Source organism: Streptomyces sp. NPDC017979, from assembly GCF_044328175.1.
Taxonomy (GTDB): Bacteria; Actinomycetota; Actinomycetes; order Streptomycetales; family Streptomycetaceae; genus Streptomyces.
The window spans coordinates 171,309-184,800 of sequence record NZ_JBIRGU010000009.1 but is presented as its reverse complement, the minus strand read 5'-3'; the positions used below and the strand labels follow the sequence as shown (position 1 = coordinate 184,800).

Genomic DNA, 13,492 nt, shown 5'->3' with positions numbered 1-13,492 from the left:
TAGCGTGAATGGGGAAGCACCTTGACGGACCGCACCAGCGATCGGGAGGCAGCGCAGCCATGACCGTGAAACCCCAGGGGACGCCCGTCTGGGCCGACGCGATGTTCCCGGACACCGAGGCGGCGAAGAACTTCTACGGCGCGGTCCTCGGCTGGACCTTCCGCGAGATGCCGTCGGGCCAGGGCGGCTACGCGCAGGCGTACGCGGACGGGAAGGCGGTCGCCGCCGTCGTACCGCCGATGCCCGGCCTGGAGGGCACCTCGCGCTGGTGTCTCTACTTGGCCTCGTCCGACGCCGCCGCCACCGCTGACGAGGTGCGGCGCCACGGCGGCCGGGTGCTGCTGGAGCCGACGCAGGCCGACGACCTGGGCTCGCTGTGCCTCGCCAGCGACCCCGACGGCGTCGTCTTCGGCGTGTGGCAGGCCGGTGCGCACGAGGGCTTCGAGGCGACGAAGGAACAGCCCGGCGCCTTCTGCTGGGCCGAGGTCTTCACCCGCGACCCGGCGACAGCGGACGCCTTCTTCCCCGCCGTCTTCGGCTACACCTCCCAGCAGATGGAAGACCCGGACGTGGACTTCCGGGTCTACAACGTCGAGGGCGAGCCCGTCCTGGGGCGGATGAAGATGACGGACGACTTCCCGCCCGAGGTGCCCCCGTACGTCAACGTGTACTTCAGCGTCTCCGGCTGCGACGAGGCCGTGGCCCGGGCGACCGGGCTCGGCGCCGTGCTCCGGTACGGGCCGGTGGACAGCCCCTTCGGGCGGTACGCCTCGCTCACCGACCCGCAGGGCGCCGACTTCTCGATCCTGGACGTCACCCTCCTCACCGGCGGGGCGCCGGAACTGACGGACCTCCCCTGACCGCGTCTTGTACCGCGTCCGCCACCACCGCGTCCGGCGCCGCGTCCGGTTCTTGGCCCGGCACCGGGCCTGCCGCCGGGGCATCCGATGCGGCTCGCACGCCCTGCCCACCGGGTACCCCAGACCCGACGGGTATCCCACACCCGACGGGCGCGACGGGCGCGACGGGCGCACCGGGCGCGGTGGGTGCATCGCGCGCACCTCTCGTATCTCCCGCGCCTCCCGCATCGCGCGCACCGGGCACATCGCGCGTGGCGGGTGCATGGGGCGCGTCCGGCTCGGCCGCGGCCTGACCAGCCGTCAACCACGCCAGCAACTGCCGTAGCCGCAACCGCCGCGGCGCGTACGTACTCGGGTCCGCGATCAACTCCCGCATCCACCCCGCAGCCTCGGCCACCGCCTCCGCCCGCTCGATGTCCATCAGCAGCCGAAGTTCCGACTGCTGCGGCGGATACGGCATGGCGATCGCGTGCCGCCACAGCTCCAGGGCCGCTGCGCGCTCCCCCAGCGCCGCCAACCCCTGGGCGATGTCGCAGAGGTTCTGCCAGGAAAGCTCGCTGTGCTCCTTCGCCGTCCGGACGACGTACGGGATGGAGCCGCGCCCATCGAGCTCGCCCAGGGCCTCCAGGGCCAGCAGCACGTCCGAGCTCTGCACCGAGCCCAGGTCGATCAGCTCCGTGGCGAAGTGGCGCGCCGCGGCGGACAGGCGCGGCGCCTCCTCCTCGTAGCTCCCGCAGGCGTCCAACACGCCGTGCAGCCAGGCGCTGTTGATCCCCAAGCCGGGACACTCGTCCCAGACCGTCCGCAACTGCTCGGCCGCACCCTCGCCCGCCACCTTCAGCAGGACCTCCGCCGACTGTTCGTAGCGCTTGTTGGACAGATTGGGCGTGCGCAGCGCGCACTCGGCCAACTCGGCCGCCTCCGCCCGGGCGCCCGCGTCGAGCAGCACCTCCGCCGCCTCCGCCCGGGCGTACCCCTCAAGGAGCCGGCCGCGGTCGATCCTCGCCATGACCTCGTCGACCGCCGCGGGGCCGCCGGACGCCAGCCAGGTGGAGACGACGGCACCGCCCTCGAACGTGCCCCAACGGTGCTCGGTCAGCACGTCCTTGGCCCATTCGACGATCTGTGACTCCGCGGCGAAGACGGCGACCGACGAGAGGAGCGCGGCCGGGGTGTCCAGGTCGTGGCCCTGGTCGGCGCTGCTGGTGGCGACGGCCTCCAACACCGTCGCCACGGCATCCGTGCCCCGCACCTTGACCCAGGTCCTGGCCGCGGAGGTGAGTGCAGACGAGTCGGGCGTGCCCGAGCGCAGCACCTCGCCCGCGAGCAGCGCCGCCGCCTCCGACTCGCCGGCCTCCTCCAACACCTTGGCGACGGTGGCCCGGCCCTGCTGGTCCACGGCGGGGCGCTGCTGCGCCAGCCGCGCCACGACCGCCGCCTCCGCCGGGATCGCCTTCGTCCAGGCTTCCGACGCCTCCTTGAGCTGGGGCGAACCGGCCAACGGGTCCGTCAGCACCTCGCGGGCCAGGGTCGCAGCCTCCTCGGGGTGACCCAGCCGTTCCAGGGCCACGGCGGACCGGGCCCGCAGGAACACGTTCGACTCCGGCCCCTGCGCGAGGGCCCAGGCCCGCCGGCGCACCGCATCGCGCGCGCCCTCCCCGATGGAGCAGGCCACCTCGGCGGCCCGCGGCACCGCCCCGTAGATCCACCCCAGCACAAGGCCGAGCAACCGCTCGGCCTCCTCCGCCTCCCCGGCCTGGCTGTACCCCTCGACCGCGTACAGCCGCGGCATCGGGCCCAGCAGTTCCGACGACGCCATGCGCTCCAGCCGCTCCAAGACGCTCGGCCGACCCCCGAGGCCGCCGAGGACCTCCAACGCCTCCTCGCTGTCGTCAGCGTCGGCGTTACGCGCGACCGCTTCGAGCCGGTCCAGGACCCGGGCCTCCTCCGCCTCCCCCAGGGACACGCCCTCCGCCAGCAGCAGCCCGGCCAGCAACGTCCGCTCGTGCCCGCCGCGCGTACCGGTCAGCAACTCGTCCGTGATGCGGTCCCTCTGGCACTCGGGGCGCTCGGACCACATGCAGAACACGAACATCACGAACGTCTGCTCGTCGTCCTTGTAGGCCCGCCGGATCCAGTCCTCGACGTCCGGGAACTCCGGCGGGATCTCCAGGGCGTACGACTGCGCGGCCATGAACTCCGCGAAGGAGTGGTGCAGGAAGCGGTAGTCGCCGTCGGCGGGCACCATCAGCCCCGTGCCCTGGAGGAACTCCCGCACCTCCGTCTCCCAGCCCGCCGGCAGCGGTCGCCCGGCCGGGTGCTCCCGCACCCAGCGCAGCGCCGCCTCCGCGAGGGAGCCCTCACCCTCCATGCGGCACCGGCCGAGGACGCCCAGCACCTCCTGCTTGTCCTCCTCCAGCCAGAGGTGGAAGGCGCGCCGCTCGGGGTCGTCGCGATGGCGCCGGTACAGCTCGGCGCGGACCGCCGCCGCACTCTCGCCCCTGGTCAACAGGTGCTCACAGAAACGCTGGTAGAGGCTGAGACGGCTGGTGGGCAGCGGGCGCGAGCGGTCGACCGTGGCGTTCACCGCGGCGATCGTGGCGAGCAGCGGATTGCGGACGAGCTCCTGGAGGCGGCCGTCCCGGGTCTCCTTCAGGAACCGGTCGGCGGCGGCCCGGGCCCGCTCCTTGTCCCCCTCGTACTGCGCGGCGAACCACTTGCCGGCGAAGTCCCGCAACTCGGCGTCCCGGAACGGCTCCATGCCGTACGCGCCGACGAGCGGCGTGCGCAGCGGGGCGAGTTCGGACTCGGGCAGGGGGCGGGTGGTCACCACGAAGCGGTAGTCGCTGCCGGCGCGTGCGTGTTGCGCGATCGTACGGATCACGCCGGTGCGCGCGTCGTGGTCCGCTATTTCGTCCAGTCCGTCCACCATGACCAGCCAGCGCGCGCCCTGCACCCGGCCGGCGAACAATGTCGGGTCCGGATCCGCGACCAGGCTGCGGCCGAGGCTGCGCCGGGCCGCCTGGCACAGCACCGCGCTCCACGATCCGCCCTGGTCGACGAGGGTGCGGGCGGCGATGCGCACCGGGATGACGGGCTCGGGCACCGGTGCTTCGAGGCTGGTGTCCTGACGGAGCCAGATCCGGGACAGCGTCCAGGCGAGGTGGCTGGAGAGGGTCGACTTGCCCGCGCCGGGCTCGCCCGTGATCAGCAGGTGGTCGTGGCGGGCGAGGGCGTCCGGGACGGGCAGCACCGCATCGAGCACCGGGCCCTCCTCCCGGCCGGAGTCCGCCGAGCGCCGGGCGCCGTCGCCGTCACCGGCGGTCCGCACGTCCCGCGGGGCGTGGCCTTCGCCGGCCCGGGCGGAGGCGCGGATCCGCGGGCGGACGTACACCGCGGACATCGGCGGCTCCTCCACGGCGAGCCGATCGTAGGGAAGGCGCTCCACCGCCTTGCTCTGCGCCTCCACCAGATTGCGCAGGGCCAGCTCGGGCAGGGGGAGCTGCGCCCAGGAGGTGAGGTGCGGGGTCCGAGCGGCGAGTTGGTCCGCGGCGGCGCGGTCCACGGCCTCCTTCGCCCTGGTCCACAACGGCTCGACCTCGACGGGGTCGCGGCCGAGCCCCACCGCGAGGGCGCGCACGACGTCCAACTTGAGGAAGCGGGCTGCTCCGTGGATGCCGTAGACGACGTTCTTGTGGGCGATCTCGGCGCGCACGACCGCGTTCGGACTGGGGTAGCCGGCGTCCGCCATGGCCTGACTGAACCAGGCGGCCAACTCTTCCAACTCCGGGTAACGCTTGGGTGCGTCGTCTCTCGGCGGGCGACCTCCGGCCATGGTTCCTCATCCCCCTCCGCTGCTGCGGTCCGGTACCCGGTGCCCCGAGTTTCCCGGTGTTTCTTCAGCCTAGAGGGAAACTGACGGTGGGTCGGAAGGTTGTGGACAAGCGCCGGTCGAGAAGCCGTCGCCACCACCACGCACACATGAGAGAACGCCACGGGAGCGTCGGGACCAACGGCTCTACCTGGGCTTATGGCGCAGCAGCACCCGATGCCGCTGACTGTTCTGATTGTCCTAACAATGCTTGCGGGGCTGCTTCGGGCCGTCATCCGACCGTGCGCCGTCGTCCGTGTGGAACAGGAGCCCGTGCGCCGTGTGCGGCTCGCCGGCCGGGGTCGGCCGGGGTCGGCCGGGGTGCGGTCATGCGGTCGTCAAGCGGTCGTCATACGGCGCGCGGAGGCGATCGTCGCGCGTGCTTCCGGCTCGGTGAGGCCCGTGCGGACGGCCGCGTCCGTGAGTGCGTCGGCGAGCGCGTCCCCGTATCCGCTCTCGTACGCACGGCAGGCCGCCCAGAAAAGTCGGGTGTTGCGCTGTCCTTCGTGCGCGGCGAGGACGAAGTGGACGAGCCCCTGGCCGGGATTCCGCGCGGTACCGGGGGTGGTGCGGGTGGGGTGGTGAGGGCGCGCAGGGGGCGCGACAAGGTGCAGAAGGGCGCCGGGGCACGGAGCAGGTGAGATCCGGGCGCTCCCGGGCGCGAGCCGGTACGTCCCCCGGGTGGTGACTGAGCCCGGTCCCACGAGGTAACCCCCAGCTCCGCGTATGTCGATGCCCGGCGCGAGCCGGCTCGCGGAGTTGGGGACCGTGACGTTGGCGGGGCCGGTCAACCAGAGGTGTCGGCCGCCGCTGGGCGTCAGGACGGTGACCGTCTCGGGGATGGTGAAGAGGTGCCGCAGGGCGAGGTCCCGGAGCGATGACAAGGAATCGGCCAGGGCGTGGTCGGTACGGGTGTCGGCGCCGCCGGAGCCGTTCTCCCCGAAGACGTCCAGGTCGATGCCGAGCAGGTGGTGCGGGGGTCGACCACAGGCGATGCCGTACCCCGTGGCCCGGGGCGCCGCGGTGAACAGGGCCCGTACGGCCGCCGGGTCCGTGGTGGCGTCGTGGACGCCGTGCCCGAGGAGCCCGCACTCGCCGCGGCACCGGGTCGGCAGGGCGTCCTTGCGGTGCGGCGAGCGCAGGGCCGGGAGCTTGGTGGCGGACAGCGGGATGACGGGGAGCCCGCGCTCCGCGGCGGAGAGGGCGTGGGCCAGGGCCAAGGTGGCGGTGTGCCGATCGGTGATGGCCATGGTTTTAGTTTCGTACGAGTGTTCGAGAAAGGGAAGCGTGCCATGTTGGCTGAAACGGTGCCGAATCAGCGCCGAAACGGTTCACCCCTTGGGCTGCCCGGTTTCCGTGCTGCGGCTTCGATGGCTGGACGTCCCGGTCTGCGGTCTTGCGGGAGTGAAGAGGGTTTATCTGCTTGTCCTCACGCTTGAGGGGGAATCGCTCCGGGTCGGGTGGTTCGCCAGGGGGTCGCTGGGCAACTGTGACTGCGCGACGTCGTGTTCGGGTCCGGAGCGGTCGGCCAGCCGTCCGGGTGTTGAGCGGAACTTGCGTTCCGCGGCAGTGCACAGCGCAGCAGTGCGAGCCCCTCGGGTGCGTGCTCCTGCTTATCGACCTTTTGTGATTCTTGGAGGAAATACATGGCAAGCGTCCGTACCGCCCGCGTTCTCGCCGCCGTCGCCGCCCTGCCGCTGACGGCCGCCCTCTTCACGGGCGTTGCCGCGGCCGACAACGGCGCCCTGGCGGGCAACGGATCCAATGCGTCCGTGGGATCGATCATCGGCAGTGGTGTCGCCGGCGACAACCTGGGCAATTCCACCACCACCCAGCAGGTGGCCAGCGGCCCCGGTGCCTCCAATCAGAACAACACCGCCAGCGTGAACGGGTCCGCCTTCACCGCCATCGACCAGGACAACGTGGCGGTGAACTTCACGCACCTGTGGTGGTAGGGGGCCGGCCCGATGGGGGTGTGAGCAAGGGGTGAACGGCCGCCTGGGCGGCGGCGCTTCGGCGCCGTCGCCCAGGCGGTTTCGTGCGTGCGGCGATGACCTTGAACCTTGACAGACATCCATTTCTGACGGACAGTCAGAAACGCGGAACCCGGACAGGTTCGAACTTCGACATCGGTGCCCACGCGCCTCGCGCATCCGCAGGTTCATGCACAGCGCATCCACGCCCTTCCACCGCGGGGAGGCGTGAAGTTCGCCGGCACCGAGTCCGCGGTGGAGGTGTACCGCATCTGCCGGGAGCCCGTGGGCGACGAGGCCCTGATCCGTGCCGGTTCACCGGGGGCGCTGAGGGTGGGGGAGCTCGAATGGGGGAGCCGAGCCGCGCGAATTAGCACTTTTGGGGGAGGTGTGGGCCAGGTGCAGCGCGAGATCGTGGCAACGAAGCGACTCGGCATGAAGGGCATGAAGAGGGGGAGCCGATGACGACGCAACGGACGACCGTGACTTCGGGATCGGCGCCGGTGGGAGAGCCCGCCGACTTCACCGCACCCGTCGAACCCGTCGACGTGTATCCGCAGTTGAAGGAGTTCGAGGGCCGGCCCGCCACCATCGGCGGCATCGGCAAGGACCTGGTCAACGAGCCGATGATCAGGCACTGGTGCGAGGCGATGGGCGACAGCAACCCGGCGTACCGCGGCCCGGACGCCATCGCGCCACCCACGATGCTCCAGGCGTGGACGATGGCCGGACTCTCCGGACACAGCCGCTCTCGGGACCAGGACCGGGACCAGGGGCGGGACCGGGACCAGGGCCAGCGCGGGGACGTGGATGGGGATGGGGAACCGGCTCCGGGCAAGGGCGGTGCCCACGACGAGATGTTCGCGCTGCTCGAATCCGCCGACTACGGCTCGGTCGTCGCCACCGACTGCGAGCAGGAGTATCTGCTTCCGCTCCGCCCCGGCCAGCGGATCACCTTCGACGCGGTGATCGAGTCCGTGTCACCGCGGAAGCGGACCGCGCTGGGTACGGGCCACTTCATCACGACCCGCATGGACGTGCGCGCCGACGGCGAACTGGCCGGTACGCACCGCTTTCGCATCCTGAAGTACGCCCCCGCGAAGCGCCGGCCAGAGGGCGCCCCCGGGACCGCCCCGCCCCATGGCGCGGTCACGGCCCGTCGCCCGCGCCCGGTCGTCAACCGGGACAACGCCGGCTTCTGGGAGGGCGTGTCCGCGCACCAGTTGCTGATCCAGCGCTGTACGGCTTGCGCGCGACTGCGCTTCCCCTGGCTGCCGGGGTGCAACGCCTGCGGTTCGGACGCTTGGGACACCGTTCCCGCCGCCGGTACGGGCACCGTCTTCTCGTACGTCGTGATGCACCACCCTCCGTTCCCGGCCTTCGACCCGCCCTATGCCGTCGGGCTGGTGGAGCTGTCGGAGGGCGTGCGAATCGTCGCCGGACTGACCGGGGTTCCGTACGACCGGGTGCGCATCGGGATGCCGGTGGAGCTGGACTTCCACCGGTTCGAGGACGACGCAGATGATGCAGCCGGTGCTCAGGGCGCCTTCACGGTGCCCGTCTTCCGGGTCGTCGGTGACCCGGCCGCGGGAGCGGCCGGCGTCCCGCATGACGTTCCACGCGACGATCCAGGTGAAGACTCACGTGACGGCGCCCGCCACGATCCGGGCGGCGCCCCACACTCCGACCCGCACCCCACCCTGCACCCTGGCCCACACGCCACCTCACACCCCACCCCGCACCCTGGCCCACACGCCACCTCACACCCCACCCCGCACCCCGGCCCGGACCTCAGTCCCGTGCCGCTGCGTCCCGGGGACGAACTGGCCCCGCTGGAGATCATCGTCACCCGCACTCTGATCGTCTCCGGTGCGCTCGCCTCCCGCGATTACCAGGACGTGCACCACGATGCGGAGCTGTCGCGGCAAAAGGGCTCCCCTGACATCTTCATGAACATCCTGACGACGAACGGCCTGGTCGGAAGGTATGTGACTGACCGCCTCGGGCCGCGGGCCGTGCTCCGCAAGGTCGCCATCCGCCTTGGTGCACCCAACTATCCGGGGGACACCATGGTGCTGCGCGGCACCGTGACCTCGATCCGTGCTGACGAAGGAGGCGGCACCGGGGCCGGCGGCAGCGCGGCGGAGATACGGATCACCGGCGCGAACGGCATCGGCACCCACGTCACCGGCACGGCCACGGTCACGCTCCCCACCTTGACCGGCCCTGCCCCGGCCTTGTCGAGCCTTGCCGACCCGAGCCCCACCGCCAGTCGTCCACCGTGCGATGAGGAGGGCATCCGATGAGTCTGGGTAAGAAGGACGCTCTCGGCGGGCGGGCGGCCGTCGTCGGCATCGGGGCCACCGAGTTCTCCAAGGAATCGGGCCGCAGCGAGCTGAAGTTGGCCGTCGAGGCGGTGCACGCGGCGCTGGACGACGCCGGTCTCTCCCCGGCCGACGTCGACGGGCTCGTCACCTTCACCATGGACACCAGCCCGGAGATCACCGTCGCCCAGGCGGCCGGCATCGGTGAACTCTCCTTCTTCTCCCGCGTCCACTACGGCGGCGGCGCGGCCTGCGCCACCGTCCTTCAAGCCGCCCTCGCCGTCTCCGCCGGCATCGCCGAGGTCGTCGTCTGCTACCGCGCCTTCAACGAAAGGTCCGGCCGCCGTTTCGGGGCGGGCGTGCAACAGCGAGAGCCCTCGGCGGAGGGCACGGCCCTCGGGTGGAACCTGCCGTCCGGGCTGCTCACCCCGGCATCCTGGGTCGCCATGGCCGCCCAGCGCTACCTCCACGCGTACGGTCTGACGCCGGAGGCTTTCGGCCGGGTCGCCGTGACCGGCCGCCGGCACGCGGCCCGTAACCCCGCCGCGTACTTCCACGGTCAGCCGATCACGCTCGCCGAGCACGCCGCGTCGCGGTGGATCGTCGAGCCGCTGCGGCTGCTGGACTGCTGCCAGGAGACCGACGGCGGGCAGGCGCTGGTCGTCACCAGCCGGGAGCGCGCTCGCGACCTACGCAATCCACCGGCCGTGGTCGTCGCGGCGGCCCAGGGGGCGGGGCGCGCACAGGAGCAGATGACCAGCTTCTACCGTGACGAACTGACCGGACTGCCCGAGATGGCCGTGGTCGCCCGCCAGCTGTGGCGCACCTCGGGGCTCGGCCCCGGGGACATGGACGTCGGCATCATCTACGACCACTTCACTCCGTTCGTGCTGATGCAGTTGGAGGAGTTCGGCTTCTGCGGGCCGGGGTTGGGCTCCGACTTCGTCGCGGCGGACGCCCTGCCGCTGAACACCCACGGCGGTCAGCTCGGCGAGGCGTATCTCCACGGGATGAACGGCATAGCGGAAGCGGTCCGACAGATCCGCGGCACCTCCGTGAACCAGGCGGCGGGCGCGGCGCACACCCTGGTGACGGCGGGCACGGGCGTCCCCACGTCGGGCCTGATCCTGGGAGCAGACGGATGACCGGCCGCGGCGAGATGCACCCAGCCTCCGAGCGTCGAGCGCCCGAGCGCCCGAGCGCCCGAACACCCGAGCGCCCGAGGGCCTGAGCCCCCCAGCCCCCGAGCGCCCCAGCCCGAGCCCCCGAGTCCGTCTCCCGGAAGGCACCGGTTACCAGCCCGCCCCGCTCCCGACCCCGTACGGAAGTACCGCGCCCCCCGGGGATCCCCGAGACGGATGTCCACCTGGAGTCGTACGGGATCTCCACCCTGGTCGTACGACCAGCGGGCGCCCCCGTCGGCAAGGACCGCACCGCCCCTGCTGCCGCCGGGGCGGTCCCCGTCGATTCCCCTCGGCTCCCGCTGTGCCTCGTGGACCTCGGGGTGACCCTGTCCGTTCTGGCCCAATCTCCCCCGGATCAGACCCCCGTACCGGCGCCGTTCCGGCCTCGTTCTGGCCCCGACCTGCCCCCTACGCAGCCTCGATACGGATTCGACCCGACCTCCAGGAGCCCACGATCCCGGCCGCTCGTCGGCCGGTTCAAGGAGGATCCGTGCACGAGCCACGGTTACGAACGGCATGCGGGGGCACGCGTTCCGTAGGACTGCCGTCCCCTCCCCCTGAGCGCGGGGTCATCGCTCCTGAGGGTCGTCTCCACCTTCAGGAGGTGGGGTTGGCGCCACCACTACAACCTGAGGGGGAGAAGCCTTCGGGACCTGTGGCCGATCCGCTGGAGCGGCCTCCGCTCCTACGTTGGAGGCTATGACCACGCCAGTCTGCACAAGCGCTTCGAAGGCCGCCCGGTCGGTGCCTCCGTCGTACGGAGCCGACGCACGGTATGCGACCTACGCCCGTTACCCGTCGTTCTCGTCGTACGTACGGGCACGGGGGCCCGTGCTGCTGCGCACCGCCCGCTCCCTCACGGCGAACCCGAGCGACGCGGAGGACCTGCTCCAGACCGCGCTCACCAAGACGTACGTCGCCTGGGAGCGCATCGAGGACCACCGTGCCCTCGACGGATACGTCCGCCGCGCCCTGCTGAACACCCGCACCTCGCAGTGGCGCAAGCGCAAGGTGGACGAGTTCGCCTGTGACGAGCTGCCCGAGCGCGAGACCTCGCCGACGCCCGACCCCGCCGAGCAGCAGGTGCTGCACGACGCGATGTGGCGCGCCGTGATGAAGCTGCCGGACCGCCAGCGCGCCATGGTCGTGCTGCGGTACTACGAAGACCTGAGCGAGGCCCAGACCGCCGAGGTGCTCGGGGTCTCGGTGGGCACGGTCAAGAGCGCCGTCTCACGCGCGCTCGGCAAGCTGCGCGAGGACCCGGAGCTGGCCCCGGTCCGCTGACGCCCGCCCGCTGACGCCCGTTCCCTGACGCCCGCCCGCAGACGTCAGCCCGAGGCCCGCGGGCCCACGGCCGTACGGCAGGCAGGACCCCGCCCCCGTACAACCGCGGCCTGACCGGCCTGACCGGCCCGACCGGCACACGCGTTACGTGGCCACGCGTGATACGTGCGATACATGCGATAAGTGAGACACGAAGCGATTGCGCTTCCCTAGGGGTGGTGGCATCCCGGGGTGCACATGCAGAATCTGCACACCCTTACTGCCACGTAGGGCGTACTGCGACGTAGCGCGCCCGCGCCCACCAGGAGGACGCCGTGCTGAGCACCATGCAGGACGTACCGCTGACCGTGACCCGGATCCTCCAACACGGGATGACGATCCACGGGAAGTCCCAGGTCATCACCTGGACCGGCGAAGCCGAACCGCACCGCCGCAGCTTCCGCGAGGTCGGCGAGCGCGCGACGCAGCTCGCGAACGCGCTCCGCGACGAACTCGGTGTCGACGGAGACCAGCGTGTTGCCACCCTCATGTGGAACAACTCCCAGCACGTCGAGGCGTATCTCGCGATCCCGTCCATGGGCGCCGTGCTCCACACGCTCAACCTCCGCCTCCCCGCCGAGCAGTTGGTGTGGATCGTGAACCACGCCGCCGACAGCGTCGTGATCGTCAACGGTTCCCTGCTGCCGCTGCTCGCGCCCCTCCTCCCGCACCTGCCGACGGTGGAGCACGTCGTCGTCTCCGGCCCCGGTGACCGCAGCCTGCTCGACGGCGTCGACTCCCGGGCGCAGGTGCACGAGTACGAGGACCTGATCGCGGGCCGCCCGACCACCTTCGACTGGCCCGAGCTGGACGAACGCACCGCCGCAGCCATGTGCTACACCTCCGGCACCACCGGCGACCCCAAGGGCGTGGTCTTCTCCCACCGCTCCGTCTACCTGCACTCCATGCAGGTCAGCATGAGCGAGTCGATGGGGTTGACGGACCGGGACACCACCCTCGTCGTCGTGCCGCAGTTCCACGTAAATGCGTGGGGAATACCGCACACGGCGTTTATGACCGGTGTGCACATGCTCATGCCGGATCGTTTCCTCCAGCCCGCACCCCTCGCCGAGATGATCGAACGGGTGCGGCCGACCCACGCCGCCGCCGTCCCCACCATCTGGCACGGCCTGCTCGCCGAGGTCACCGCGAACCCGCGCGACCTGACCTCCATGCGGACCGTCACCATCGGCGGCTCCTCCTGTCCGCCCGCGCTGATGGCGGCGTACGACAAGCTCGGCGTACGGCTCTGCCACGCCTGGGGCATGACGGAGACCTCGCCGCTCGGCACGATGGCCCACCCTCCGGCCGGGCTGACGCCCGAGGAGGAGTGGCCGTACCGCGTCACCCAGGGCCGCTTCCCGGCCGGCGTCGAAGCCAGGGTCGTCGGGCCCGGCGGGGACGTGCTGCCCTGGGACGGCGAGTCGGCGGGCGAGTTGGAGGTGCGCGGGCCGTGGATCGCCGCCGCGTACTTCGGCGGGGTCGGCGCCGAGCCCGTCAGGCCGGCGGACAAGTTCAGCGAGGACGGCTGGCTGAAGACCGGCGACGTCGGCGTGATCAGCGCCGACGGGTACCTCACCCTCACCGACCGGGTGAAGGACGTCATCAAGTCCGGCGGCGAGTGGATCTCCAGCATCGCCCTGGAGAACGCCCTGATGGCGCACCCCGACGTCGTCGAGGCGGCGGTGGTGGCGGTACCGGACCAGAAGTGGGGCGAGCGCCCGTTGGCGACCGTCGTCCTCAGGGAGGGCGCGAGCGCGGACTACGCGGCGCTGCGGGCGTTCCTCGGCGAGAGCCTCGCGTCGTGGCAACTGCCGGAGCGGTGGGTGCTGGTGCCGGAGGTGCCGAAGACGAACATCGGCAAGTACGACAAGCGGGCGATCCGTCGGAAGTACGCGGACGGCGAGTTCGACGTGACGGAGCTGTAGCGACGGCGGTACGTGAGAGGGGTCCGGGA

The 13,492-nt window shown here is 71.6% G+C and carries 7 protein-coding genes and 2 pseudogenes; 7 read left to right on the top strand and 2 right to left on the bottom strand.

All coding sequences use genetic code 11. From position 1 onward, the window contains the following. Nucleotides 1-59 precede the first annotated feature (59 nt). Entirely contained in the window at nt 60-860 is an 801-nt protein-coding gene (locus ACH4E8_RS23205) for a VOC family protein (protein ID WP_398451083.1), read from the top strand. Here ACH4E8_RS23205 and ACH4E8_RS23200 read toward each other — a convergent pair. Then, nucleotides 823-4,695: a hypothetical protein gene (locus tag ACH4E8_RS23200; RefSeq protein WP_398451081.1), complete on the bottom strand. Its 3,873-nt coding sequence runs from the start codon at nt 4,693-4,695 to the stop codon at nt 823-825. The two genes, ACH4E8_RS23205 and ACH4E8_RS23200, sit on opposite strands and share 38 nt — an antisense overlap. Nucleotides 4,696-5,069: 374 nt before the next feature. Further along, on the bottom strand, nt 5,070-5,981 hold the full coding sequence (locus tag ACH4E8_RS23195; protein ID WP_398451079.1) for a bifunctional DNA primase/polymerase: 912 nt from the start codon (nt 5,979-5,981) through the stop codon (nt 5,070-5,072). A gap of 396 nt (nt 5,982-6,377) precedes the next feature. Here ACH4E8_RS23195 and ACH4E8_RS23190 point away from each other — a divergent pair, with 396 nt between their 5' ends. The 6 genes and pseudogenes from ACH4E8_RS23190 (at nt 6,378) to ACH4E8_RS23165 (ending at nt 13,463) form a co-directional block, all read left to right on the top strand. Next, nucleotides 6,378-6,686, top strand: a complete 309-nt coding sequence (locus tag ACH4E8_RS23190; protein ID WP_398451077.1) for a hypothetical protein — start codon at nt 6,378-6,380, stop codon at nt 6,684-6,686. Nucleotides 6,687-6,929: 243 nt separating this feature from the next. Further along, nucleotides 6,930-7,169, top strand: a pseudogene (locus ACH4E8_RS23185) (acyl-CoA dehydrogenase family protein); the annotation flags it as partial. Then, a pseudogene (locus ACH4E8_RS23180) lies at nt 7,166-8,299 on the top strand (bifunctional MaoC family dehydratase N-terminal/OB-fold nucleic acid binding domain-containing protein); the annotation flags it as partial. The pseudogenes ACH4E8_RS23185 and ACH4E8_RS23180, both read left to right, overlap by 4 nt. 707 nt (nt 8,300-9,006) lie before the next feature. Beyond that, nucleotides 9,007-10,173, top strand: a complete 1,167-nt coding sequence (locus ACH4E8_RS23175) for a lipid-transfer protein (protein WP_398451076.1) — start codon at nt 9,007-9,009, stop codon at nt 10,171-10,173. 738 nt (nt 10,174-10,911) lie between these two features. Next, nucleotides 10,912-11,496: a SigE family RNA polymerase sigma factor gene (locus tag ACH4E8_RS23170; RefSeq protein ID WP_398451074.1), complete on the top strand. Its 585-nt coding sequence runs from the start codon at nt 10,912-10,914 to the stop codon at nt 11,494-11,496. 314 nt (nt 11,497-11,810) lie between these two features. Beyond that, entirely contained in the window at nt 11,811-13,463 is a 1,653-nt protein-coding gene (locus tag ACH4E8_RS23165) for a long-chain fatty acid--CoA ligase (RefSeq protein ID WP_398451072.1), read from the top strand. Nucleotides 13,464-13,492 lie beyond the last annotated feature (29 nt).

Excerpts from the sequence above, each read along its gene's own strand:
- ACH4E8_RS23205 (WP_398451083.1), top strand. The coding sequence starts at position 60 with ATGACCGTGAAACCCCAGGGGACGCCCGTCTGGGCCGACGCGATGTTC.
- ACH4E8_RS23200 (WP_398451081.1), bottom strand. The coding sequence starts at position 4,695 with ATGGCCGGAGGTCGCCCGCCGAGAGACGACGCACCCAAGCGTTACCCG.
- ACH4E8_RS23195 (WP_398451079.1), bottom strand. The coding sequence starts at position 5,981 with ATGGCCATCACCGATCGGCACACCGCCACCTTGGCCCTGGCCCACGCC.
- ACH4E8_RS23190 (WP_398451077.1), top strand. The coding sequence starts at position 6,378 with ATGGCAAGCGTCCGTACCGCCCGCGTTCTCGCCGCCGTCGCCGCCCTG.
- ACH4E8_RS23175 (WP_398451076.1), top strand. The coding sequence starts at position 9,007 with ATGAGTCTGGGTAAGAAGGACGCTCTCGGCGGGCGGGCGGCCGTCGTC.
- ACH4E8_RS23170 (WP_398451074.1), top strand. The coding sequence starts at position 10,912 with ATGACCACGCCAGTCTGCACAAGCGCTTCGAAGGCCGCCCGGTCGGTG.